Source organism: Mycolicibacterium sediminis, from assembly GCF_010731735.1.
Lineage (GTDB): Bacteria > Actinomycetota > Actinomycetes > Mycobacteriales > Mycobacteriaceae > Mycobacterium > Mycobacterium sediminis.
In genome coordinates this window covers 540,309-565,163 of the sequence record NZ_AP022588.1, presented here as the reverse complement: position 1 = coordinate 565,163, position 24,855 = coordinate 540,309, and the positions used below count along the sequence as shown (strand labels likewise).

Here is a 24,855-nt window from a genome sequence, read left to right as displayed (position 1 = left end):
ATGAGGCCCTGGGAAACTCGTAGGTTTCGAACGCGTGTTCGTCCGGGTATCAGGTCGTCATGAGTGAGAATACGAACGAGGTGCCGCAGGCCCCGAACGAGAATGCCGAGAAGGATCCGTCCGACTGGGTCACCGGTGACGAGCCGATGACCGGTGCGCAGCGCAGTTATCTGCACACCCTGGCCCAGGAGGCCAAGCGTGAGGTGCCGGAGGACCTGACCAAGGCGCAGGCCTCCGAGATGATCGACGAACTTCAGTCGTCCACCGGACGCGGGTAGAAACACACGACGCAAAAACCCCGGCCACGAATGCGTGGCCGGGGTTTCGCGTGTTCAGAGGTGGATCAGACGCCGACGACCTCGCGGGCGATGTCCGCGACGCGCGTCTGCGCGGCGGAGACGACTCCTACGCGGTTCTTGTGCTGCTCCTCGTAGGCGATGATCGCGCGGATGTCGGCCGGGTCACTGAGATCCTTCACGGCGGCGACGGCGGAGCTGACGTTCAGCTCGTCGTAGTCGGCGATCGGCAGCTCGTCGGAGGAGACGACGCCGGCTGCGGTGCGCAGCGAGTGCAGCACGTCCGCGGCATCCTCGGCGCCCGCGTCACGGGTGACCTTTTCGGCGGTCTCCAGTGCGGCGTCCCGCGAGGCGGAGAAGGCCTTCGCGGCGACGGAACCCGCCTGCGCACCACGGTCGGCCAGCTCGCTGAGCGTCGGCGGGGTGTTGCGAATTGCGTCGACGGCGCGATCGATCCGCCGTGCCGACCACGTCAGCGGGAGGTTGGCGATCTTGACGGTGATTCCGGCGGCGGCCTGCAGCGGGGTCCGGCGCAATGCGGCCGGTCCGCCGAGGGCATCCTCGGCCAGCACGGTGGTCAACCAGTCGACGGTCGCCGAGTGCGCCGTGATCAGCTCGGTGGCGAGCGCCTCGACGTCCTTGTTGCCGGCCGAGACGGCCAACGCCTTGAGGTAGCGCGACCGGTCGAGCAGCTGGTGCTCGAGGCCGAGGTCGCCGAGGAGGGCCTCGTCGAACGGGCCGGCCTGCTCGCCGAGCGCCTTGACGGCGGCGGCAGCGCGACCGAAGAACGGTGCGACCACGTCGGGGAAGCCGCCGAGTTCGCGGATGGCGGCCTGGATCTTCAGGGCGCGCTCGCGGCCGTGCCGTGCGTTTTCGGTGAGTTCCCGCTGGACGGCCTCGGTGCGTGCCTGGACGGTCCGCGTCTCGGCGACCTGGACCTCGGTGTTGGTCAGGGCGAGTACGGCGCGGAGTTGTGCGATGAGCGTGCTGGTGTCCGTGTTGGACATGGTTCTCCTCCCACAGTGAAGTGTCGTGTCGAGCGGCGCAGTGTTGCGCCTTGTTCTGGTGGTTACCCGACCCTCCGACGTCGGAAAACGGGTTCCCGCTGTTGGCTGGATCACGTCGATCTGTGAGACCCGGGCCGCGCTTTGCAGCGTGGCGCCATGAGCGGCGAAAGCGGTGGACGAGCGGCGACCGAACGGACGGAGACGGTTGCGAGGTCTGCGGCCGGCGTGCCCGAATTGACCATGCGACCCTCGTCACAGGTGTCGGGTGGTTTGCGGGAACCGAGGGTCGTGCTGCGACAATGAGGAGTAAGAGACCCGTTCGCGCCATTCTGGTGACGTCGTCACGTCGTTGCCAAAACGGTCCGCCGGGGACCAAGCGGCTCACGACGAGGTGACCGCCCCGTCCTCCGCGAACGTCGACGCCTCAAGAGGAGCTTCTGTCACGTGGCCTTGAACACCATCGCGCTCGAACTCGTCCCGTCCAATGTGGAGCGCGGACCCGACTTCCCCGTCGAGGAGGCTCGCAAGGTGGTGGAGCTGTCCACCGCCGCCGGAATCGGCGACCGCCTCGGTCACGTGATGATCCCCGGGATGATCGACGAGGACGACGACCGCCCCATCGAGATGAAGCCGAAACTCGACGTCCTGGACTACTGGTCGCTGCTGCAGCCCGAACTTCCCGGTGTGCGGGGACTGTGCACCCAGGTGACGTCCTTCCTCGACGAGGACGCCCTGCGTGAGCGGTTGACGCGGCTGAACGGCGCTGGATTCGACGGCATCGCCTTCGTCGGCGTTCCGCGCACCATGAGCGACGGCGAGGGCGTGGGAGTCGCTCCCACCGACGCGCTGTCGATGTATGAGGAGCTGGTCGACAACCGCGGCGTCATCCTGATCCCGACCCGCGACGGGGAGCAGGGCCGCTTCACGTTCAAGGTCGACCAGGGCGCCACCTACGGCATGACGCAGCTGCTGTACTCCGACGCGATCGTCGACTTCCTCGGCCGCTTCGCCAAGGAGAACGACCACCGCCCGGAGATCCTCCTGTCCTTCGGGTTCGTCCCGAAGGTCGAGTCGAAGGTCGGGTTGATTACCTGGTTGATCCAGGACCCGGGCAACGCCGCCGTCGCAGAGGAGCAGGCCTTCGTCCGGCGGCTCGCCGCCATGGAGCCCGACGACAAGCGCCGGGAGCTGGTCGATCTCTACAAGCGCGTGATCGACGGCGTCGTGGACCTCGGCTTCCCGTTGAGCATCCACTTCGAGGCCACCTACGGGGTGTCCCGGCCCGCCTTCGACACCTTCGCCGAGATGCTCGACTACTGGTCGCCGACCGCGGGCTGACCGCAGTCGGCGTGGCACGATCGAGTCGTGTCCACCTCCTCCGATCCGTTGGCGACGTACCCGGTCGCGGCACCGTCGGTCCCGCCACCCGTCTTCACGTCCCAGCGGTGGAGCGAGCTGACCTTCCTGCACTGGCCGGTCGATCCCGAGGCCGTGGCGCACCTCTATCCCGAGGGCACCCGTCCGGACGTCTTCGCCGACGGCCACACCTACGTGGGGCTCATCCCCTTCGCGATGCGTGAGCTGGCGTTCGTCGTCCCGGCCGCCGTCCCGTACTTCGGGGACTTCCTCGAGACCAACGTCCGGTTGTACTCGACCGACGACGCCGGTCGGCACGGCGTGCTCTTCCGGTCGCTGGAGACCGAGCGGCTCGCCATGGTGGCACTGTCGCGCGCGATGCTGGGCATCCCGTACACCTGGGCACGAATGCGCATGCACCGCAACGGAAATCGCGTCACCTACCTCGGTACGCGTCGATGGCCGGACCGCGGTGTGGCATCCGAGATCGTCGTGGACGTGGGCGCGCCCGTCGAGCCGACGCCGTTGGAGACGTGGCTGACTGCCCGGTGGGGCGCGCACACCCGGAAGGCAGGCCGGACGTGGTGGGTGCCGAACGAACACGCGCCATGGGTCTTTCGCGCCGCCGACGTGGTGCGCCTCGACGACGACCTCGTCGCCGCCGCGGGCGTCACGCCGGTCGGCGAGCCACTACGCGCGCTGTATTCGGAGGGCACCGTCGCGCGCTTCGGGCGTCCGAGCCTGGTCTAGCGGCGGGCGGTACGCCCTATCGCCGCGGCGCCGGTCTCACCGCCTTGGCGAAGAAGACTCGACGGTAGCCGTCCTCGAGGCCGCGGCCCGTCTCCCGGTATCCGCGCCGCGGGTAGTAGTCGAGGTTCTCCGTCATCGCCTCGTTGGTGCTGAGTCGGACCTCGGGGAGGTCGAGTTCCGCGGCCAGCCGCTCCGCGCGATCCAGCAGGATGCGGCCCAGGCCGAGGCCGACGGCGTCGGGTGACACCGCGACCGTGTCGACGAGGAGGTGATCGGCGCGGGCGACGGCGACCATCATCCCGGCGACGGCGCCGCCGTTATCGACGACCCAGACGGTGCCGTCGTCGACCAGCGCGGCGTAGTCCGACAGCATCGGCGCGGGCTGCTTGCCGATCCGCTCGACGTACTTCTCGAATGCGGCGGCGACCAGTTCGGTGACGTCCCGTACGTCGTCGGCGGTCGCGGGGCGGGGCTCGGTGTTGGTCACGCCGCCGCGAGACCTGCTCCGCCGGTGCCGGGTTCACTCTCCGAGACGCCCGCTCGCGCGGCGGAGGTGCCGGTGAGGGCCGACGGCCCCCTGCTGGTCACCGAGGCGGTGCCCCCGACCCCGGGCTCGGCGCTCGACGCACCCGGGCCGACGGTCAGCCCACCGGCGCCGGTGGTGCTGACCGGACCGCCGGCGACTCCGGCCGGGGTGGCCTTGTTGCCACCCGACGTGAGCGTTGGACGCAGGATCCGCGCCCTGTCCGTCCGGCCGGAGCTTCCCGAGTCCGGTTGCCTCACAGTCGGCGTCGCCGCGGGCTCGGCAGCTTCCGCGGGGGCCGTGCGCCGGTTCGGTGCCGTACCCGCACTGCTGAGGGGGCCACCCGTCGCCCCCGTCGTGAACGAATCCGGCTCGCCCCGCAGTGCCTCGATGATCCGGCCGGGCGGCGTGATGAGCGAGAACCGCACGTCCTTGTCGACGTTGGCGTAGGTGCGGTCGGTGTAGGCCATGTCGACGACTCGCCGCAGCAGCGGTTCGACGGCGTCGAGTACGGGGTCGGTGAACGCAGCGACACCGCCGTGGGCGGCGAGGTCGCGCAGCGGTGCCAGGAGTGGCAGACGGGGATTCCGGTACAGGACATAGGTGTCGGTGCCGCCGGCGGCGTTGCGCACCGTCTTCTGGATCTTCGGGGTGGTAGCCCGATCGATGGGGTCGTAGGCCGCGTCCGGGTGTGCATAGCGGACCGCGATGGCCGAGTTGAGCAGAGCGAGCGGGTTGAAGTAGGCGGGGAAGTCGGCGTACGGGTCGTACTCGAGGGCCTCGTAGACGGTGTCGTAGCGAGTCGGCGCGCTGGGCCCCACCGTGTCGATCACGGTCGGGACCGAGAAGCCGGCGAAGCGCCCGAACATTCCGCCGTTGGGCGCGAAGGGCGAGCCGATCATGACGAACCTGAGTTGGTCTGCGGGCGGCGCCCATTCGTCCGGGTCCACGTCCGGAAACGGCCCGACCCGCTTGGCCTGCAGATCCCGCCGAGCCCGCTCGGCGACCAGCGCGCCCTCCGAGTAGCCGAGAACCACGATGTCCGCCTCGGCCTCCCGGCCCCGAAGCGCGACGATCACCGATGCCGCGCCGAGGTCCCGACTGCCCGCGAGGTCGATGGTCGCGGGATAGTCGATGGGCACGTACGCGTATCCGTCGGGGATGACGGTCCCGTTGAACTTGGCGGGGAGGCGTGCGCCGGGACCGTCGTCCTTGCCGCCGGCGCCGATGACGGAATTGCCGAGCACGACGTCGACACTCGGGGGAGTGGGGTTGCCTGCGAGGCCGACTACGAGTGCGACGGCGAGGCCGGCTGCGGCGACCCTGGCCAGGATGCCCCCATGCGTCTGAATCTTCGTGACAGCACGGCGCATGACCACTCGACTCCCCTAGACGTTCGGCGCGAAGGTGCGCGCGTCGGACGGTACTCCGAGGAGTGGGCCTGCCGGGGTCGATCGAACCGTTGAGGACGCCGACCCCTCGACACGACGACGGCGGCGCTCGACTGCTGCGCCGCCGCCGGTCGAATCACCGCTAGGGGCAGGTGACCTCGATCTCGAACGGCTTCGTGATCATCCCCGCGGTGGGGTTGGTCATGTCGACGCCGGTCGCGTTGCCGCTGATCTTGTAGTCCTTGCCGTCCTTCTCGGCCTTGGCATCGCCGGCGCCCGGGCCGACGGCGAGCGCGACGCCGTTGACGTTGCCGAGCGCGACCGAGGTGACCGATGGTGCGTCCCCCTCGCCGAGCATGACCCCGACGCCGGTCATGCCCTGACCGATCGCGATGTTGACGGTGCCGCCCATCGTGGAGCACACCACCTGGCCGTCGATCGCCTGGTCCTTCCCGTCGATGGTGACCTTCGAGCCGCCGGGCTCTGCGCTGGCCGACTCGGATGCCGACGACGACTCGGACGAACTCGACTCCGATGACGACTCCGACGAGGCCGACGACGACGAACTCGGCGACGCCTCGTCGCCGGACGAACAACCGGACAGGCCGGCGACGAGTAACGCCGCCCCACTGACCGCAACCAGCACGCCACGCTTCACAATCGGTCTCCTTCGATAGTCGTGACCGGTCAAGATCAACCGGCCATCCTCCGTACTATGGCGGCCCGTCGACCTGCGGTCTCGGCTTTCGGAGAAAAATCTGGCAGTCGATGTCAGGCGATCCGCTCCGCGGGCGACTCCCGGCCGAGGTGTGACAACCTAGGGCGGTGAGCGCGCCCACCGCCGACTTCTTCGAGGTCAAGGCCGAACTGCCCGGACGTGCCGGCCGGGTCGGTGTGATCCACACCCCGCACGGCGACGTCGAGACCCCCGCGTTCGTCGCGGTCGGGACACAGGCCACCGTGAAGGCCGTCCTGCCGGAGTCGATGAGCACCGTTGGTGCGCAGGCGATCCTGGCCAACGCCTACCACCTTTACCTGCAGCCGGGATCCGACGTGGTCGACGAGGCGGGCGGTCTCGGCGCCTTCATGAACTGGCCCGGCCCGACGTTCACCGACAGTGGTGGCTTTCAGGTGATGTCGCTGGGCGTGGGATTCAAGAAGGTGCTCTCGATGGATTCCAGCCGGGTCCAGACCGACGACGTCATCGCCGAGGGCAAGGAGCGGTTGGCGCACGTCGACGACGACGGGGTGACGTTCCGATCGCACCTCGACGGGTCCAAGCACCGGTTCACGCCCGAGGTGTCGATCGGTATCCAGCACCAGCTCGGCGCCGACATCATCTTCGCGTTCGACGAGCTGACCACGCTGGTCAACACCCGCGCGTATCAGGAGACGTCCGTCCGCCGCACGCACGAGTGGGCGGTGCGCTGCCTGGCCGAGCACCGTCGCCTCACCGTCGAGCGTGCGTCGAAGCCCTACCAGGCGCTGTTCGGTGTGGTGCAGGGGGCGCAGTACGAGGATCTGCGGCGGCAGGCGACCCGTGGCCTGGCTGCGATCGTCGACGACGAGGGTCGGGGCTTCGACGGGTTCGGCATCGGAGGGGCGCTGGAGAAGCAGAACCTCGCCACCATCGTCGGCTGGGTCACCGACGAACTGCCCGATGAGAAGCCACGCCACCTGCTCGGGATCAGCGAGCCCGACGACCTGTTCGCCGCGGTCGCCGCGGGGGCCGACACCTTCGACTGTGTGTCGCCGTCGCGGGTGGCGCGCAACGCGTCGATCTACTCGGCCGACGGGCGCTACAACATCACCGGCGCGCGCTACAAGCGGGACTTCACGCCGCTGGACGCCGAATGCGACTGCTACACCTGCGCGCACTACACCCGGGCGTACGTACGCCACCTCTTCAAGGCGAAGGAGATGCTGGCGTCGACGCTGTGCACCATCCACAACGAGCGCTTCGTGATCCGGCTCGTCGACCGGATCCGCGCCGCCATCATCTCCGGCGAGTTCGACGACCTGCGCGACGACGTCCTGGGCCGGTACTACTCCACGCGTGCACAATAGGAGCATGACGAACGCCGACGCGCAGGCGCTCCTGGGGAACCTGCTCGATCCGTCCAACCGTGCCGACCCCTACCCGGTGTACGCCCGCATCCGCGAGGCCGGCCCGCTCGTCCTGCCCGATGGGCACCTGGTCGTCTTCTCCTCGTTCGCGGACTGCGACGACGTCCTCCGCCATCCGGACTCGGCGAGCGACGGCATGAAGTCGACCCTCGTTCAGCGGCGTCTCGCCGACGGCCAGGTGGTGCGTCCGCCGGGACCGCCGGGATTCCTGTTCCTCGACCCGCCGGACCACACCCGGCTGCGCAAGCTGGTGAGCAAGGCGTTCGTCCCCAAGGTCGTCAGGGCGCTCGAGCCCGACATCACCGCGATGGTCGGGGACATGCTCGACGCCGTCGAGGCGCGCGGCTCGTTCGACGTCGTCGCCGACCTCGCGTACCCGCTTCCCGTGGCGGTGATCTGCCGCCTGCTCGGCGTCCCGCTGGAGGACGAACCCCGTTTCAGTCACGCCTCCGCGGTGCTCGCCCAGGCGCTCGACCCGTTCATGACCGTGACCGGTGGCGTTCCCGACAACGTCGACGAGCGGATGGAAGCGGGCGCGTGGCTGCGCGACTACCTGCGCGGGCTGATCGAGCAGCGCCGCGCCGAACCCCGCGACGACCTCATCTCCGGTCTGATCGCCGCCGAGGAGGCGGGGGACCAACTCACCGAGGAGGAGATCGTCGCGACGTGCAACCTGCTGCTCATCGCGGGGCACGAGACCACGGTCAACCTGATCGCGAACGCCGTGCTGGCGATGCTCCGCAGTCCGGAGCAGTGGGCGGCGCTCGCGGCCGACCCGAGCCGCGTGTCGACCGTCGTCGAGGAGACGATGCGACACGATCCGCCGGTGCAGCTCGCGATGCGAATTGCGGAGCAGGACATGGTCATCGGGGGTGCGAGCGGCGGGACGGCCGTACCGAAGGGCGACACGATGATGCTGCTGTTCGGCGCCGCGCACCGCGACCCCGACGCGTTCAGCCGGGCCGACGCGTTCGACCCCGACCGCGACGTCATCCGGCACCTCGGCTTCGGCAAGGGCCCGCACTTCTGCCTCGGTGCGCCGCTGGCGCGGCTCGAGGCGTCGGTCGCGCTGACGGCGGTCACCGCTCGTTTCCCGAACGCCCGCATCGACGGCGAGCCCGTCTACAAGCCGAACCTGACGCTGCGCGGCATGGCGACCCTCCCCGTCACCGTCTAGCAGTGGGTAGGGTCGCGCCATGCCGACCGAACTCACCGCCGAGCAGGCCGCCGCACGACTCGACTCCACCGACGGGCTGGGCATCCCGCTCGGACCGGGCCAGCCGCCCGCCGTCCTGCGGGCGCTCGGCGAACGCGACGACTGGGCCAACCTGCGCGTGTACGGCGCGCTGCTGGCGGTGGGCACCGAGCTGTTCTCCCGCAGGGGCGTTCACTACCTCTCGGGCTTCTTCGGACCGCTCGAGCGGGCACTGCTCGCGGGTGGCGCGGACATCCAGTTCACGCCCGCGGACTTTCGCCGCTTCGGGCCGCTGCTCGAACGGCAGGCCCCGAGGGTCATGACCACCGTCACGGCATCGCCCGACGCTGACGGGTGGTGCTCCCTCGCGCTGCATGCCGGGGGCACGATCAACGAATTGCGCCGTGCCGGAGCCGATCCCGACCGCCTGCTCATCGTCGAGGCATCGGAGGCGTATCCGCGGACGTCCGGGCTGGGTGAGCACCGGCATGCGCTGCACGTGGACGAGATCGACGTGCTCGTGCGCTCGACCGACGCACCGCTCGAACTGCCCGGTGGCGATGCCGAACCCGCCGACGCCGATAAGGCCATCGCGCGGCACGCCGTCGGTCTCATCCCGTCGGGTGCCACGCTGCAGGTGGGCATCGGCTCCATTCCCAATCAGATCGCGACGCTGCTGGCCGACGGGGATCTGGGCGAATTCGGGCTGCACACCGAGATGTTCACCGACGGGTGCATGAAGCTGCACCGTGCCGGCAAGGTCACGAACACGCGCAAGGGACAGTACGACGGGGTCAGCGTCACGACGTTTGCCTTCGGGTCGAATGATCTCTACGCGTGGCTCGACGGCAACGACGAGGTCGCGTTCCTGCCCGTCGATATCGTGAACTCGCCGGAGGTGATCGGCGCGAACGACGAGATGATCTCCGTCAACGGGGCGCTCGCGATCGACGTCCACGGCCAGGTGGTCGCGGACACGATCGACGGCAAGCAGTTCAGCGGGATCGGTGGCGCCGAGGACTTCGTGGCCGGCGCCGGACTCGAGCTGTCGGACCGTTCGCTGATCTGCCTGCCGTCGACCTACGAGAAGGACGGCGAACTGCGATCCCGTATCGTTCCGACCTTCGGCCCGGGCGCGGTGATCACGACGCCCCGTCACCAGGTCGACGTCATCGTCACCGAGTACGGCGTCGCCGAACTGGAGGGCAGGACCGTGCGCGAGCGCGCCGAGGCGCTCGCCGCGATCGCCCACCCCGACTTCCGCGACGCCCTCCTGAACGGGTCGGCTTAAGCTGCGAGCGTGCGTGTCTGCGCACGCTCGCGGGTCAGCGCAGCAGCGCGTCGATGACCTCACGCGCCGCACGCTCGCCGGCCTCGACCGCACCCTCCATGTAGGCACTCCAGTACGTCGCCGTGTCGGTCGACGCCCAATGGACGACGCCGATCGGCTCGGACAGCGCGGAGCCGTACTTCGTCCACACGTGCGGGCCCATGTTCGCGTTGTAGCAACCGCGCGTCCACTGCCGGTCCGACCACTCCCCGTCGACGTAGTACTCGGGATGTGCTGCACGGGAACCGAAGTGCCGCACCAGCTCGGCGGTGAGCGCCTCCCGCCGCTCGGCCTCGGGCAGGCGGCCTGCGGTCCTGGCCTCGTCGCCCTCCAGGAACAGCAGGATCACGCCGTGGTCGTCGCCTGGGATGCACGTGTCGTTCGACATCCGCGCCGGCCCCACGTCGGAGATGAGCTGCCCGTTGAGCCCGTCCTCGCGCCAGAACGGGCTGTCGTAGACGAAGAACGCCTTCATCGCCGATCCGTTGGGCATCCGCTGGGTGAGCTGATCCCGTATTCCGGAGAGCGGCGGGTCGTACATGATGCGCCCGGCCAGCACCGGTGAGATCGCGACGACGACGTGGCGGCCACTGGCCACCAGCCCGCCACGGCAGCGGACGACGACGCCGTCGGGGGAGTGCTCGATGGTCTGCACGGGTGCCTCGACCACGATGTGATCGGCTATCAGCGCCGCCAGCCGGCGCGGGATCTCGGTGGTGCCGCCCACGAACCGGGTGGTCTGCGCGCCACCCTCGGACTCGGCGAACAACTCCGACGTCACGCCGCAGGTCTGAATCGTGAACAGCAGGTGCAGGAACGACACCTCGGCGGTCGGTACCGCCAGGATTCCCACCGTGCAGATCTCGAGCAGGGTGCGCGCGACGACGGACAACCCCTGCGTGTCGTACCACGCACCGGCGGTGATCGCGTCCCACTCGGCGGCGTGCGGTGCCTGCCACGGTGCGTCCGGCGGGACCTCGGCGGCCAGTTCGTCGAGGTGGCGCAGGACGTGCTCGAGCGCCACCAGTTCGTCGCCGAAGCGATCGTGGAAGTCGTTCTCGCGCAGCACCCCTGTTCCCACGAGGTCGTAGGAGGTCTCGCCGACGTCGTACTGGGGATAGGTCTCGACGCCGAGTTCGGCGGCCAGTGCGAACATCCGGTGGTGGGTGTCGCCGATCCACTGTGCCCCGAGATCCAGCGGCACCCCCGCGATCGCCTCTTCGGTGAGGATCCGTCCACCGACACGCTCGTCGGCCTCCAGGACAACCGGCACCAGGCCCGCCTCGAGCACCGTGCGGGCGGCGATCATGCCCGAGAGTCCGGCCCCGACGACGACGACGTCGGCTTCGATCCGTTGTGGCTGCGTCACGCCACCCAGCCTTGCCGCGAACCTCGATCAACGCACCCCTTTCCCGAAGAAACCGTGGTGGGCGGGTCGGGTGGGGTGGCGTACGTTCGAGGTATGTCCGCCGATCAGCGCCGTTTCGTCGTGATCGGCGGTGGTCTGGCCGGGCTGGCGTCCGCCGTGTGGCTGGCCGAGGCCGGCGGCCACGTGACCCTCCTCGAGCGCCGCGCTCACCTGGGCGGGCGTACGCATGGGATGCGGGCCGACGAGGTCGACGACGGCGCCGACAACGGTCAGCACGTCATCGCCAGCGGGTACGAACACCTCTTCCGATATCTGACCAGCATCGGCACGCGGGACCACGTGACCTTCCCGAAGCGCTCCACGCTGCGCTGGCCCGACGGCCGCACGGTCTCGGTGCAGACGACGGGTATCGGCGCCGTGCGTTCACTGTTCGGCCTGCACCCCGATGCGAGTGTCGGCGACCGGATGCGGGCGGCACGAGCCACGCTGCGTCTCGGTTGGCAGGCGCTGCACCCGCCCGCGGACCTCGCCGACATCACCACCGAGCAGTGGTTCGACAGGGTGGGGATGCCCGCCCCGGCCCGCGAAGCACTGTGGGACTGGCTGGCCCTCGGCATCGCCGCCGAACCGGTGTCGCGAGGGTCGGCGAAGGTGTTCGCCAACGTGATGGCCACCGGCATCCGGATGGGCGCCAAGCACCGCACATTGATCACCATCGGGTATCCCACCGTCGACCTCGACACGCTCTACGTCGACGGGGCGATCGAGTTCTTCGCCACCCACGGCGTCGACGTCCGCTACCGGGCGGTGGCCCGCCGCATCGAGATCGCCGACGGGGCGGTCATCGGCGTGCTGCTCGCCGACGGCACCGTGGTCCCCGCCGACGCCGTGGTGTGCGCGGTGCCCAACTCACACGTCGGCGGGCTGCTGGACGACCTATCCGAACACGCCGAGATCTATGCCGCCGCAGACAAACTCGCAGCCACCCCGATCGTGAGCACCAACCTGTACCTCGACCGGCCGCTCGGCACCGAGTCGGCGTTCGAGGGTCTGATCGGCGGCACCGGCGTCATCGACGAGGTGTTCGACCGACAAATCATGCACGGCAGGTCGACCGACCGCACCTGGCTGTACTGCCTCACGACCAGCGGCGCCTACGAGCAGATCCGCAAGCCGAGCGACGAGATCGTCGACGAGCAGATGGCGCTGCTCCGCCGGTACTACCCGGCGGCGGCCGACGCGACGGTCGTGCACGCGCAGGTGGTCAAGATGCCGAAGGCCACGTTCTCCCAGACCGTCGGCATGGACTCGCTACGGGTACCGCAGCGGACCTCGGTGCCGACCCTGGTACTCGCGGGCGACTGGACCGCGACCGATTGGTCGGCGACGATGGAGAGTGCGGCCCAGAGTGCTGCGCGCGCAGTCGATCTGCTGCTCAATTGATCCCGCGAACAGACGTCAACTCCCCTCATTGGGGGCGAAACAGGGAACTTCGCGTCTGCTCGCCGATGGGTCCTGCTCGCCGGACGAGCATGTCTGCTCGCCGGGAAAGCGAGACCCTACAGCGGGTTGAGGATCCGCTCCAGGAACTGGCGGGTGCGATCTTCCTTCGGGTTGCCGATCACCTCGGCGGGGGTGCCCTTCTCCAGGATCACGCCGCCGTCGGTGAACAGCACCTGATTGGACACTTGCTTGGCGAACTGGATCTCGTGGGTGACGACCACCATGGTCCACCCCTCGACGGCGAGGTCCTTGATGACCGACAGCACCTCGCCGACGAGTTCGGGGTCCAGCGCCGACGTCGGCTCGTCGAACAGCACGAGCTTGGGCTTGAGCGCCAGCGCGCGGGCGATGCCGACGCGCTGCTGCTGCCCGCCGGACAGTTGGAACGGATACTGGTCCTGCTTCTCCTTCAGTCCGACCTGATCGAGCAGTTCGACGGCGTCGGCGACGGCCTCGTCGCGCGGCCGCTTCTGCACGATCACCGGGCCCTCGATCACGTTCTGCAGCACCGTCTTGTGTGGGAACAGGTTGTGCCCCTGAAAGACGAAGCCACTGCGCGACTGGAACCTGCGCACCTCGGGTTTCGGTGTGGGCGTGGCGAAGTCGATCTCGACGTCGTCGACGCGGATCACGCCCGCGTCGGCGCGATCGAGCGCGTTGAGCGTGCGCAGCAGCGTCGTCTTGCCCGAGCCCGACGGCCCGATGATCGCGGTGGCGGTGCCGCGAGCCACCTTGAACGAAACGCCCTTGAGCACCTTGTTGTCGCCGAACGCCTTCTCGACGCCCTCTGCAGTGACGCGATATTCGACGGAGTCATCGTCGTCACGGGGTTCGGTCATCTGGCCACGTACCTTTCCAGTCGGTGCTCGACGCGACTCTGGCCGAACGACAGCACGAGGCAGATCACCCAGTAGTAGACGGCGGCGGTGCCGTAGAGGGCGAAGAACTCGAACGTCGGCGCCGCGACGATCTGTGCCTGCCGCAGCAGTTCGGTCACCAGGATCGTCGAGGCGAGCGAGGTGTCCTTGACGAGCGAGATGAGCGTGTTCGACAGCGGCGGCACGGCCACGCGGGCGGCCTGCGGGAGGATGATCCGTCGCAGTGCGCCCACGTAGTTGAGTCCGATGGTCTCGGCGGCCTCCCACTGGCCCTTGGGGATGCTCTGGATCGCCGAGCGGATGATCTCCGCGGCGTAACCACCCACGTTGAGGCTGAACGCGATCACCGCGGCGGGGAACGGATCGATCTTCACGCCGAACTCGGGAAGCGCGAAGAACACGATGAACAGCTGCACCAGCAGCGGGGTGCCGCGGATGATCGAGATGTAGAAGCGAGCCACGTTGCTGAGCACCAGGTTCGACGACAGCCGCGCCAGCGCGACGGCCAGCGCGATGATCAGGCCCACGATGAAGCTGATGATCGTCAGCGGGATCGTCATCGTCAGGGCCGCCTTGGCCAGCGGCCAGAGGTTGTCGATCACCAGTTGCGAGGCCGATCGGACCTGCGGCGCCTCCTGCGCCGATCCGGGCGCGGCACTGGTCTGCGACGTTCCGGTGGCGTCGGCCTTGAGGTACTTCTGCGAGATCCCGGTGAGCGTGCCGTCGGCGCGGAGTTCGTCGAGCGCACCGTTCAACTCGGGCAGGTACCCGCTGTTCTTGCGGGCGGCGAGTCCCTGTTCGCTCTTCTCGCCGACGGTGCCGGCGATCTTGACGGACGTGTCGCCGGTCTCGGCGAGGTAGGCGTAGACGGCGATGCTGTCATTGATGACGACGTCGACGCGGCCCTGGTTGAGCAGGGTGATGGCCTGGGTGAAGCCCTCGACGGATTCGACGTTGGCGCCGGCCTTCCTGGCGATCTCCGACCAGTTGCTGGTGGCGTTCTCCGCGGCGGTCTTGCCCTTGACGTCCGCGAGGCTCTTGATCGAGTCGTCGTCGGCGCGGGTGACGATCACGCCCTCACCGACCGAATATGGCTGCGACAGGTCGTACTTGGCTTGCCGCTCGGGGTTGATGGTGACCTCGTTGGCGACGATGTCGAAGCGGTTCGCCTCGAGTGCGGCGAAGATCGAGTCCCACGGCGTCTCGACGAACTCCACCGGGACGCCGAGTTTGTCGCCGATGGCCCGGGCGACGTCGACGTCGTAGCCCACCAATTCGCCCGTCGCCGGATCGTGGTAGCTGAACGGGGCGTACACGCCCTCGGTGCCCACGCGCAGGACGCCGGCCTCCCGGATCGGGGTCGCCGCCGGCGCACCGGTCGCATCGGCTTTGAGGTACTTCTGCGAGATCTCGGTCAGCGTGCCGTCGGCGCGCAGTTCGCCGAGGGCGCGGTCGAGTTCCGGCAGGTACCCGCTGTCCTTGCGTGCTGCGAAGCCCTGTTCGCTCTTCTCGCCGACGGTGCCGGCGATCTTGACGGACGTGTCGCCGGTCTCGGCGAGGTAGGCGTAGACGGCGATGCTGTCGTTGATGACGACGTCGACGCGGCCCTGGTTGAGCAGCGTGATCGCCTGGGTGAAGCCCTCGACCGCCTCGACGTTGGCGCCCGCCTTGCGCGCGACGTCCGACCAGTTGCTGGTGGCGTTCTCCGCGGCAGTCTTGCCCTTGATGTCCGCGAGGCTCTTGATGGAGTCGTCGTCGGCGCGGGTGACGATCACGCCCTCGCCGACCGAGTATGGCTGCGAGAGGTCGTACTTGGCCTGCCGCTCGGGATTGATGGTGACCTCGTTGGCGACGATGTCGAACCTGTCGGCCTCGAGTGCGGCGAATATCGAGTCCCACGGCGTCTCGACGAATTCGACCTTCACGCCCAGCTTTTCGCCGACGGCCTTGGCGACGTCGACGTCATAGCCGACCAGGTCGCCCGTGGCCGGGTCGTGGTAGCTGAACGGGGAGTAAACGCCCTCGGTGCCCACGCGCAGCACGCCCGCGGAGGCGATCGGGTCGCCGCCCTGGTCACCGGACGACCCGCATCCGGCAGCACCGAGGATCACCGCCGCGACGAGGACGACGGCGAGCAGCGCCCGACGCATGATGATTCTCACGGGCGGACGGTAGCAATGCCGACCCGGTTCGCGAAGGGTTCTGCTCACGCGGGCCGATATACCCACGGTTCGCGCGGTAACCGTCCGGGCTCGAACTCCGAAAGCATGCCGTCCAGCGTGACGGCGGAGTACCCCAGCGACGCGGCGATCCGACCCATGACACCAGGGACGCCGACCTCGGCCAGCGTCACCGCCCCGTCGCGCTTGGCCAGTCGCTTGCCTTCGCCGTTGACCACCAGCGGGACGTGCGCGTACGTGGGTGGGAGGTGGCCCAGCAGCGTCGCGAGGTAGGCCTGCCGTGGTGAGGACGCCAGCAGGTCGTCACCGCGCACGACCTGGTCGACGCCCTGGGCGGCGTCGTCGACCACCACCGCGAGGTTGTAGGCGGGCACGCCGTCGCCGCGCCTCAGGACGAAGTCGTCCACGACGCCGGTGTACTCGCCGTGCAGCAGGTCGGTGACGGTGAACGCGTCGACGTCCGAGCGCAGGCGCAGCGCGGGCGGCCGTCCCGACGCGGCGCGTTCGGCCCGCTGCGCTGGGGTCAGTTCGCGGCAGGTCCCCGGATAGGCGCCCTCCGGAGCGTGCGGTGCGCGTGGCGCCTGCTGGATGTCCCTTCTGGTGCAGAAGCATTCGAAGACCAGTCCGCGATCGGTCAGCCGGTCGACGACGGCGAGGTACCGCTCCTCGTGGTCGGTCTGATGTTCCGGCGGCTCGTCCCACGTCACGCCGATCGCCGCGAGGTCGTCCAGTTGCCGCGTCGCGAACTCGGTTCTGGCCCGGTCGTCGAGGTCCTCGACCCGCACCAGGAAGCGGCGCCCGGTCGACCGGGCGAACAGCCAGGCAAGTGCCGCGGTGCGCAGGTTGCCGACGTGCAGGTCCGCCGAGGGGCTCGGCGCGAATCTGCCGGCGGGCGTCATGCCCCGAATCTAGTCGGCGCCGACGGTCAACTGGCCTTCGTGGTCTGGCTCTGCAGCGCCACCGATGCCGTGTCGACGGCGGGTTGCACGCCGATGCCGCGGCCCTGCACCGTCACGGCCAGGCGGGTGCGGTCGCCGCGGAAGAGGTCGCGGGAGAACTCGCACGGCGTCTCGTTCTGGTCGTAGGTGACGCGGGTGATCAGCAGGAGCGCCGACTTCGGCTTGATGCCCAGCAGGGTGGCCTCCTCGGGCGTCGCGTTCACCGCCTCGATCCGCTCGTCGGCGCGGGCGGTCACCAAACCGTAACGGCTCTCCAGCATTTCGTAGATCGAGCCGCCGAGCTGTTGCTCGAGCAACCCGGGGAAGGCATCCGCGGGGAACTGCGCGAGTTCGAGCGATATCGGTGAGCCGTCGGCCAACCGGACGCGCTGGATCTCCACGACGAAGTCCTCGGCCGTCAGGTTCAGCGCGTGCTGCGTCGCGCGGTCGGGCGCGGTGATCCTCGTCGACAGGACGCGTGTCCCCGCGACGTAGCCCTGGTTGGCGAGGAACGCGGGGACGCCGACGACGTCGGACAGGCTGCGCTGGACCTGCGCGTGGCTGATGAAGATCCCGCCCGCCCTGCCGATGACCCGATCGACCAGGCCGGCCTCCTCGAGTGCGGCGAGTACCTGGCGCAGGCTGGACCTACTGGTTCCGTAGTGCTCGGACAGGTCTCGCTCGCTGCCGAGCTTGGTGCCGGGTGCGCCCGCGTTGATGTCGGCGACGATGCGGCGCCGCAGTTCCTCGGTTGGCGTTGGCACCCGACCTCCCCTTCATTTGGTACGACCAAATATAGGCGACGGCCGGACCCCGGGTGGCCTACATGTCCGCGATGGCCTCCGGCGACTCCGGCAGGATCTGGCCACCGTCCACGATCAGGGATTGACCGGTGACGTAGGCGGCTTCGTCGGTAGCGAAGAACAGGGCGGCGTTGCCGATGTCCGCGACGCTGCCGAGCCGGCCGGCCGGTACGGCGGCAGCCATTTGGTCCATGTAGTCCTGGCCCATTTCGATCAGTCCCTCGGTGAGGATGTTGCCCGGCAGGACGGCGTTGACGGTGATCTTCTTCGGGGCCAGTTCCATTGCGGCGGTGCGCAGGAACCCCAATTGTGCGGCCTTGCTGGCACCGTAGTGCGACCACCCCGGATACCCGGTCACTGGACCGGTGATCGAGGAGGTGATGATCACCCGGCCGTGCCCGGTCGCCGCCAGCGCCGAGATGGCCGCCTGCACGATGTAGAACGTGCCCTTCACGTTGACGCCGAGCACCTGCTCGAGGTCGTCGGGCGTCATGTCCTCCAGGCGCGCGGACGGGAAGATGCCGGCGTTGGCGCAGACGACGTCGAGAGCGCCGTGGCGCTCGACCGCGGTCTCCACCACCCGGCGGCAGTCCTCGGGGCTCGTCACGTCGGCGGCCACACCGCTGACCGCTCCCTCGTGTTCGGACAGCGCGGCGACGGCGGCGTCGATGTCGGCCTGCGTGCGTCCGGTGAGCACGACGTTCACGCCGGCGGCGGCGAACACCTCGGCGATGCCGCGGCCGATGCCCTTGCTGCCGCCGGTGACGATGGCGGTACGGCCCTTGAGTGACGCGAACATGTTGGCTCTCTTCGTTCGTGGAGGATGGTCAGGCCAGTCGTCGGCCGTCGAAGGTGAGGTAGCGCTCGGCGAGCGCACAGCTGCCCGCGGCGTAGGTGATCGACATGCCCCGTGATTCGCGCGAATGGGCGTGCGTGCCCATCCAGGCGAGCAGCAGCAGCCTGCGCAGCAGCACGAACGACGGCAGCATCGCTTCGTCGGCGGGCGTCATCGGTCGCCGGGTCCGGTAGCCGGTCACCCACGCGTCCAACCATTCCGGGACGGCCGGGTCGTCCTCGAAGAACGACACGGCGGTGCCGAAGTCGTAGAAGTACCAGCCGAATCCGCAGTCGTCGAAGTCGATGACGGTGATGGTGTCGCCGTCGACCAGGAGGTTCGCCAACCGTAGGTCGGCATGGACGAGGCCGAATACGTCCGGACCGCTGCCGTACTCGGTGAGCCGCTGCTCGAGCAGTTGGGCGGCGCGGTTGAGGACGGCCGACTCGGACGGTCCGACGCCGACGGCGTCCTGCCAGCGACCCCAGCGCGGGGTGTCGCCGAGGCTGTGCGGCCAGTCCCAGGCGAAGCGGCCGAACCCCTCCGGTCGAGTCCACGCCCGCGAGTGGTCGTGCAGTGCCGCGGTAATGCGCCCGAGCGTCTGAAAGTCATGCACGGTCAGGGATTCCGCGTCCGGCTCGGCGCCGGGCACCATCGCGAAGTGCACGACGTGGCGGTCGGTGCCGTCGTGACCGACCGTGACGACGCGGCGGCCGTCCCGAGCGGGGAGGACCGTCGGCACGGTCACGTCGCCGTCGCGTCGCAGTGCGTCCAGCCAGTGCAGCTCGGACTCGATCTCGTGCGGTCGGTGGTAGTCCTTGCGGTGCACCCGCAGGATCGAGCGATCGCCCGTGGCGGGGTCTTCGACTGCGTACGTGGCATTCTCGGAGAGATTGAGCAGCCGCAGCGTCGAGTCGGGGGACAGGTCGTAGGCCGTCAGCGCGAGTTCGGCCACCTCGACGTCGTCGGCCACGAATGGGGTCTCGGCGCTCATGGGTACAGCCTGCCCGGGGCGGTCGCGGTGTGCACGTCGGCCCCGTCAGACGGTGCTGGCCGCAGCCGCGTGGGCCCGCTCGACGGCGGTCTCCAGCCGGTTCAGCACGTCGTCGCACAGGTCGCGCGTCAGGAGCAGGCCCGGCTTGAACTGCAGGACCCTCGGGTCGAGGGTGGAGAAGATCGCCCAGACGCCGTTCTCGTAGAGCTCGCGCATGACGTACTTCGCGCCCTCGGGATGGTCGAACTCCAGCCCGATCACGACGCCGTTCTGCCGGATGCCGACGAACCAGTCGGGGTGGTCGGCGCGGATGCGGGCCAGTCCCGACGCGAAGACGTCGGTGATGGCGTGCACGTTCTCGCGCACCTCGGGCCGGCTGGTGATCTCGAGGGTCTTGATCGCCGCCACGCAGCCGAGTTCGGCGCCGCCGAACGTGGAGATGTGGCCGAACCCGTCCTGGTAGAGCCACTCTGCGGCCCGCTCGCTCAGCAGCGCGGCGGTGATCGGGTACATGCCGCCGGACAGGCCCTTGCCCGTCACCATGATGTCGGGCTCGATGCCGTGTTTGGTGATGCCCCACATCTCGCCGGTGCGCATGAGGCCGGTCTGTACCTCGTCGGCGATGTAGAGCGAGTCGTAGCGGACGCACAGGTCCTTGACCGCCTCGAGGTAACCCGTAGGGGGCAGCGGGAAGCCGTAGGTGGCGGGGATCGTCTCCATGATGACGGCGGCGACGTCGCGATCGCGCAGTGCGGCGTCGACGGCGTCGACGTCGCCGAAGGGCACCTGGATGAACTCGTCGGGCTGGTCGGAGAGGAACAGTTTCGAGAAGCGGTCGTCGCCGGTGGCCACCGCAAGGCCGGTATGGCCGTGGTACGCCTTGATGACGGAGACGATCTTGCGGCGCTGCGTCGCGTGGCGCGCGCTCTTCAGCGCGATGTCGATGGCCTCGCCGCCGCCGGAGCCGAACGCCACCTTGGTGAGCGACGCGGGTGCCGACTCGACGAGTCGCTGCGCCAGGGCGGTGCGCGCCACCGAGGGGAAGTGGTGGTTGCCGACGTCGAAGTACTGCATGCCGTCGATGAGGGCGGCCATCACCTCGGGGTTGCGGTGGCCGAGGTTGTAGGTGCCGCCGTTGAGGTGCATGTCGATGAGGCGACGACCGTCCATGTCCCACAGGAGGTATCCGTCGCGACGGTCGATCACCAGGTCGACACCGGCATCGGTCCAGAACTGCGTCTTGTCCGGATTCCAGTACTTCTTCGCCAGTGCCAGCACCTCGGCCTTGGACTGAAACGAGAACGTGCCGTAGTCGTGCACCGGGACTCCTGCCGTGAACGTGCGCGAGCGTGTCCTGGCCGACGGGCACGGGTGCGCGCCGTCAGGTGTCGTCGCTGCTGACGGGTCAACCCTAAAAAGGTTGGACCATTTATGTCAATGGTCGCCGTTCCTGTTGCGCGTCCTAATTGGTAGTGCCAATATACGGAGGTTCGCCTGTGGGATGGACCACAACGGACCCCTATCGTTCGCTCGAAAGGTACTCCCGCAGATGACTGAACAGGTCGTGTCCAAGGACGAGAACACAGGTGATTCCGTCCAACGACTGAAGCGCAACGCCGTCGGCACCTTCGGCGTCATCTTCATGGCGGTCGCCACGGCCGCGCCCATCACGGCAATGGTCGGCAACGTCCCGATCGCCGTCGGGCTGGGAAATGGTTCGCACGCACCGGCCGGCTACCTGGTGGCCACCATCGTGCTGGGCCTGTTCGCCATCGGCTACGCGACGATGGCCAAGCACATCACCGCCACCGGCGCCTTCTACGGATTCATCTCCCACGGCCTCGGCCGCATCGTCGGCATGGCCAGCGGCCTGATCATCACGATGGCCTACATCGTGTTCGAGGGCTCGCTGATCGGCATCTTCTCCTACTTCTTCGCCGACTTCGCCGCCACGCAGTTCGGCATCACCGTGCCCTGGCTGGCTCCGGCGATCCTCATGCTGGTGCTCAACTGCATCCTCACGTACTTCGACGTGAACCTCACCGCCAAGGTGCTCGGCGTCTTCCTGATCACCGAGATCTTCATGCTGTCGCTCGGCGCGCTCGCGGTGCTGTTCCGCGGAGGCAACCCCGAGACCGGCTTCGCGGTGGCGGAGACGCTGAACCCCATCGGTGCGTTCACGCCGGCAGCGGGAGTGGTGGGCGCCAGTGCAGGGATCGGCCTGTTCTTCGCGTTCTGGTCCTGGGTCGGCTTCGAGTCGACGGCCATGTACGGCGAGGAGTCCAAGGACCCCAAGAAGATCATCCCCCGCGCCACCATGATCAGCGTCCTCGGCGTCGGCATCTTCTACGTGTTCGTCTCCTGGATGGCCATCGCGGGAGCGGGACCGCAGAAGGCGGTCGAGATGGCGCAGGACTCGGCGACGGCGGGCAACATCTTCTTCGACCCGGTGCAGGCCACCTACGGCGACTGGGCGATCACGCTGTTCAAGCTGCTGCTGGTGACCGGATCGTTCGCGTGCGGCATGGCGTTCCACAACTGCGCGTCGCGCTACCTCTACGCGATGGGCCGCGAGGGCCTGTCCACGGGTCTCCAGAAGACCCTCGGGGCAACGCATCCCACCCACGGTTCGCCCTACATCGCGTCGTTCGTGCAGACCGGCATCACGCTCGTCCTGATCCTGCTGTTCTTCTTCGCGGGCATGGATCCGTACGTGCACCTCTACGGCCTGCTGGCGATCCTGGGCACCATGGCGATCCTGATCGTGCAGTCGCTGTGCGCATTCGCCGTCATCGCGTACTTCCACTTCCACAAGAACCACCCGTCGAGCGCGCACTGGTTCAAGACGTTCACCGCTCCGTTGCTCGGTGGCATCGGCATGCTCTACGTGGTGTACCTGCTGTGGGTCCACAAGGACACGGCGGCAGGTGCCGCCTCGGGCACGCTGCTGTTCAAGATGACCCCGTGGATCGTGGTCGGCCTGTTCGTCCTCGGTGGCGCGATGGCGTTGTACTTCAAGCTGCGTGACCCGCGGCGGTACGCGATGATCGGCCGGGTCATGTACGAGGACACCGAAGTTCGGGACTGACCGAGCAGCGATCAGAGGAGGTTGACCGGTGGATCGCTTGGGACGGTTCCGCGTCCTCGACGACAAGCCGGTCAATCTCGACGGGTTCAGCGTCGCCGACGCCGAACTCGGACTGGTCGCCATGCGCAGTCCATGGGACCCCTCCCCGTCGCTGACCATTCGCGACGGGGAGGTGCTCGAACTCGACGGCAAGGGCGCCGCCGACTTCGACGTCATCGACGAGTTCATCGCCCGCTACGGCATCGACCTGGCGGTCGCCGACGAGGCCATGGCGCTGGACGATTCGGCACTCGCCCGGATGGCCGTCGACGTGAACGTGCCGCGTGCGGAGGTGATCCGCCTGATCGGCGGCACCACGCCGGCCAAGCTGGCCAGGGTGGTGGCGCTGCTCAGTCCCGTCGAGATGCAGATGGCGATGACCAAGCTGCGGGCCAGACGGACCCCGAGCAATCAGGCACACGTCACCAACCAGCTCGACGATCCCCTGCTGATCGCGGCCGACGCGGCCAGCGCCGTCGCCTACGGGTTCCGCGAGGTCGAGACCACGGTGCCCGTGCTCGGCGACGCGCCGTCCAACGCGGTCGCGCTGCTGATCGGCAGCCAGGTCGGCACGCCGGGCGCCATGGCGCAGTGCTCGATCGAGGAGGCGCTCGAACTGCGCCTCGGCCTGCGCGGCCTCACCAGTTACGCCGAGACCATCTCGCTCTACGGCACCGAGCAGGTGTTCGTCGACGGCGACGACACCCCGTTCAGCAAGGCCATCCTGACGTCGGCCTACGCCTCCCGCGGCCTGAAGATGCGGGTCACCAGCGGTGGCGGCGCCGAGGTGCTGATGGGCGCGGCCGAGAAGTGCTCGATCCTGTACCTGGAGTCGCGGTGCGTCTCGCTGGCCCGTGCGCTCGGCAGCCAGGGCGTTCAGAACGGCGGCATCGACGGGGTGGGCGTCGTGGCGTCGGTGCCCGAGGGCATGAAGGAGTTGCTCGCCGAGAACCTGATGGTCATGATGCGCGACCTCGAGTCCTGCGCGGGCAACGACAACCTGATCTCCGAGTCCGACATTCGGCGCAGCGCGCACACGCTGCCGGTTCTGCTGGCTGGCGCGGACTTCATCTTCTCGGGGTTCGGCTCGATCCCGCGCTACGACAACGCGTTCGCACTGTCCAACTTCAACTCCGACGACATGGACGACTTCCTCGTCCTGCAGCGCGACTGGGGTGCCGACGGTGGATTGCGCACGGTGTCGCCGGAGCACCTGGAGCGCGTCCGTCGCCGCGCCGCCACGGCCGTCCAGGCCGTCTACCGCGATCTCGGCCTCGCCGACTACGAGGACAGTCGCGTCGACGACGTCGTGGCCGCCAACGGATCCCGCGACCTCCCACCGGGGCATCCGAGGATCGTCGCCGAGGCGGCCTCGTCGATCGAGGCCCGGCAGTTGACCGTCTTCGACGTGATCGGGGCGCTGCACCGCACGGGGTTCGTCGAGGAGGCCGAGGCCATCACTCGCCTCACCCGCGAGCGGCTGCGCGGCGACCAGCTGCAGACCTCGGCGATCTTCGACGCCGAGTTCAACGTCCTGTCCAAGCTCACCGACCCCAACGACTATGCCGGTCCCGGAACGGGTTACGCGCTCTCGGAGCATCGCCGCGCCGAGATCGACGGCATCCGGCAGGCCCGCACGTCGGCCGAGTTGACGGCCGACCAGGTGGAACACCGTGGGCACGTCGGCGTCCGTGACGTCGAGCCCGCCCGCCAGGGCAGCGATCCCCGCGAGGTCGTGATCGGGCTGTCGCCGGCGTGGGGGCGCAGTGTCTGGCTGTCGCTGTGCGGCCTGACGATCGGCGAGGTGCTGCGGCAGATCTCGGCGGGGCTGGAGGAAGAGGGCTGCGTGCCGCGACTGGTCCGCGTCCGGTCCACCATCGACGTCGGCCTCATCGGGCTGACGGCGGCCCGGCTGTCCGGATCCGGCATCGGAATCGGGCTGCAGGGCAAGGGGACCGCGCTGATCCACCGTCGAGACCTGGCCCCGCTTGCCAATCTGGAGCTGTTCAGCGTCGCTCCGCTGCTGACCGCCACGATGTATCGCGACCTGGGCAAGAACGCCGCCCGGCACGCGAAGGGCATGGCGCCGGTACCGATCTTCACCGGCGGCACCGACGAATCCATCTCCGCGCGCTACCACGCCCGGGCGGTTGCGCTCGTCGCGCTCGAACGCGAGGCGTGCGAACCGGGGGAGGCGCCGATGACGGTGGAGGTGGCGCGGCCGTGACCCGGACGGAGATCACCGTCGACAAC

Annotated in this window: 21 protein-coding genes and 1 pseudogene; 9 read left to right on the top strand and 13 right to left on the bottom strand. The window is 68.7% G+C overall.

Annotated features, from left to right (window positions below; all coding sequences use genetic code 11):
* Positions 1 to 59: 59 nt before the first annotated feature.
* Entirely contained in the window at positions 60 to 278 is a 219-nt protein-coding gene (locus tag G6N64_RS02810) for a DUF3072 domain-containing protein (protein ID WP_163795510.1), read from the top strand.
* A 65-nt stretch (positions 279 to 343) separates the two neighbouring features.
* Here G6N64_RS02810 and G6N64_RS02805 read toward each other — a convergent pair whose 3' ends face one another.
* A complete protein-coding gene (locus tag G6N64_RS02805) occupies positions 344 to 1,303 on the bottom strand; it encodes a DUF8129 domain-containing protein (RefSeq protein ID WP_163795509.1) in 960 nt (319 codons plus the stop codon).
* Positions 1,304 to 1,747: 444 nt separating this feature from the next.
* On the opposite strand from G6N64_RS02805, the gene G6N64_RS02800 reads away from it, so the two are divergent.
* A complete protein-coding gene (locus tag G6N64_RS02800) occupies positions 1,748 to 2,641 on the top strand; it encodes a mycobacterial-type methylenetetrahydrofolate reductase (RefSeq protein ID WP_163795508.1) in 894 nt (297 codons plus the stop codon).
* 27 nt (positions 2,642 to 2,668) lie between these two features.
* Complete coding sequence (locus tag G6N64_RS02795; RefSeq protein WP_246230898.1) at positions 2,669 to 3,409, top strand: YqjF family protein; 741 nt, start codon at positions 2,669 to 2,671, stop codon at positions 3,407 to 3,409.
* 16 nt (positions 3,410 to 3,425) lie between these two features.
* Here G6N64_RS02795 and G6N64_RS02790 read toward each other — a convergent pair whose 3' ends face one another.
* From G6N64_RS02790 to G6N64_RS02780, 3 genes are all read right to left on the bottom strand, one after another.
* Complete coding sequence (locus G6N64_RS02790; protein ID WP_220100563.1) at positions 3,426 to 3,896, bottom strand: GNAT family N-acetyltransferase; 471 nt, start codon at positions 3,894 to 3,896, stop codon at positions 3,426 to 3,428.
* Positions 3,893 to 5,305 (bottom strand): PE-PPE domain-containing protein, encoded by a 1,413-nt coding sequence (locus G6N64_RS02785; protein WP_163795507.1) that lies wholly within the window; start codon positions 5,303 to 5,305, stop codon positions 3,893 to 3,895. Before G6N64_RS02785 ends, G6N64_RS02790 begins: the two co-directional genes overlap by 4 nt.
* A gap of 160 nt (positions 5,306 to 5,465) precedes the next feature.
* On the bottom strand, positions 5,466 to 5,981 hold the full coding sequence (locus G6N64_RS02780) for a lipoprotein LpqH (protein ID WP_163795506.1): 516 nt from the start codon (positions 5,979 to 5,981) through the stop codon (positions 5,466 to 5,468).
* A gap of 167 nt (positions 5,982 to 6,148) precedes the next feature.
* Here G6N64_RS02780 and tgt point away from each other — a divergent pair, with 167 nt between their 5' ends.
* From tgt to G6N64_RS02765, 3 genes are read left to right on the top strand one after another with little or no spacing between them, the layout of a single operon-like run.
* Positions 6,149 to 7,390, top strand: coding sequence for a tRNA guanosine(34) transglycosylase Tgt (tgt, locus tag G6N64_RS02775; protein ID WP_163795505.1), 1,242 nt, complete (start codon positions 6,149 to 6,151; stop codon positions 7,388 to 7,390).
* A 4-nt stretch (positions 7,391 to 7,394) separates the two neighbouring features.
* Positions 7,395 to 8,627 carry a cytochrome P450 gene (locus G6N64_RS02770; protein WP_163795504.1) on the top strand — a complete coding sequence of 411 codons (1,233 nt, stop codon included), beginning with the start codon at positions 7,395 to 7,397 and terminating at the stop codon, positions 8,625 to 8,627.
* A 19-nt stretch (positions 8,628 to 8,646) separates the two neighbouring features.
* On the top strand, positions 8,647 to 9,936 hold the full coding sequence (locus G6N64_RS02765; RefSeq protein ID WP_163795503.1) for an acetyl-CoA hydrolase/transferase family protein: 1,290 nt from the start codon (positions 8,647 to 8,649) through the stop codon (positions 9,934 to 9,936).
* 34 nt (positions 9,937 to 9,970) lie between these two features.
* On the opposite strand, the gene G6N64_RS02760 is transcribed toward G6N64_RS02765, so the two are convergent.
* Positions 9,971 to 11,344 carry a flavin monoamine oxidase family protein gene (locus G6N64_RS02760; RefSeq protein ID WP_163795502.1) on the bottom strand — a complete coding sequence of 458 codons (1,374 nt, stop codon included), beginning with the start codon at positions 11,342 to 11,344 and terminating at the stop codon, positions 9,971 to 9,973.
* Between the two features lie 93 nt (positions 11,345 to 11,437).
* Between G6N64_RS02760 and hpnE the strand changes: the two genes are divergently transcribed.
* The gene (hpnE, locus tag G6N64_RS02755; protein ID WP_163795501.1) at positions 11,438 to 12,787 is read left to right on the top strand and encodes a hydroxysqualene dehydroxylase HpnE; all 1,350 of its coding nucleotides are present in this window, start codon (positions 11,438 to 11,440) and stop codon (positions 12,785 to 12,787) included.
* Positions 12,788 to 12,903: 116 nt separating this feature from the next.
* Here hpnE and G6N64_RS02750 read toward each other — a convergent pair whose 3' ends face one another.
* From G6N64_RS02750 to G6N64_RS02720, 8 genes and pseudogenes are all read right to left on the bottom strand, one after another.
* A complete protein-coding gene (locus tag G6N64_RS02750; protein ID WP_163795500.1) occupies positions 12,904 to 13,686 on the bottom strand; it encodes an amino acid ABC transporter ATP-binding protein in 783 nt (260 codons plus the stop codon).
* On the bottom strand, positions 13,683 to 15,080 hold the full coding sequence (locus G6N64_RS02745; RefSeq protein WP_409370797.1) for an ABC transporter permease subunit: 1,398 nt from the start codon (positions 15,078 to 15,080) through the stop codon (positions 13,683 to 13,685). The genes G6N64_RS02750 and G6N64_RS02745 overlap by 4 nt, the downstream gene beginning before the upstream one ends.
* Before the next feature lie 18 nt (positions 15,081 to 15,098).
* Positions 15,099 to 15,875: pseudogene (locus G6N64_RS30135) on the bottom strand (transporter substrate-binding domain-containing protein); the annotation flags it as partial.
* A 56-nt stretch (positions 15,876 to 15,931) separates the two neighbouring features.
* Positions 15,932 to 16,804 carry a tRNA glutamyl-Q(34) synthetase GluQRS gene (gene gluQRS, locus G6N64_RS02740; RefSeq protein ID WP_163795499.1) on the bottom strand — a complete coding sequence of 291 codons (873 nt, stop codon included), beginning with the start codon at positions 16,802 to 16,804 and terminating at the stop codon, positions 15,932 to 15,934.
* A 26-nt stretch (positions 16,805 to 16,830) separates the two neighbouring features.
* Positions 16,831 to 17,607, bottom strand: a complete 777-nt coding sequence (locus G6N64_RS02735; RefSeq protein WP_163795498.1) for a GntR family transcriptional regulator — start codon at positions 17,605 to 17,607, stop codon at positions 16,831 to 16,833.
* 58 nt (positions 17,608 to 17,665) lie between these two features.
* Complete coding sequence (fabG, locus tag G6N64_RS02730; protein WP_163795497.1) at positions 17,666 to 18,445, bottom strand: 3-oxoacyl-ACP reductase FabG; 780 nt, start codon at positions 18,443 to 18,445, stop codon at positions 17,666 to 17,668.
* A 28-nt stretch (positions 18,446 to 18,473) separates the two neighbouring features.
* A complete protein-coding gene (locus G6N64_RS02725) occupies positions 18,474 to 19,475 on the bottom strand; it encodes a phosphotransferase enzyme family protein (protein WP_163795496.1) in 1,002 nt (333 codons plus the stop codon).
* A 45-nt stretch (positions 19,476 to 19,520) separates the two neighbouring features.
* Positions 19,521 to 20,795 (bottom strand): class-III pyridoxal-phosphate-dependent aminotransferase, encoded by a 1,275-nt coding sequence (locus G6N64_RS02720; protein ID WP_163795495.1) that lies wholly within the window; start codon positions 20,793 to 20,795, stop codon positions 19,521 to 19,523.
* A gap of 229 nt (positions 20,796 to 21,024) precedes the next feature.
* Here G6N64_RS02720 and G6N64_RS02715 point away from each other — a divergent pair, with 229 nt between their 5' ends.
* The gene (locus G6N64_RS02715) at positions 21,025 to 22,563 is read left to right on the top strand and encodes an APC family permease (protein ID WP_163795494.1); all 1,539 of its coding nucleotides are present in this window, start codon (positions 21,025 to 21,027) and stop codon (positions 22,561 to 22,563) included.
* A 28-nt stretch (positions 22,564 to 22,591) separates the two neighbouring features.
* Complete coding sequence (locus tag G6N64_RS02710) at positions 22,592 to 24,829, top strand: propanediol/glycerol family dehydratase large subunit (RefSeq protein WP_163795493.1); 2,238 nt, start codon at positions 22,592 to 22,594, stop codon at positions 24,827 to 24,829.
* The last annotated feature ends 26 nt before the right edge of the window (positions 24,830 to 24,855 follow it).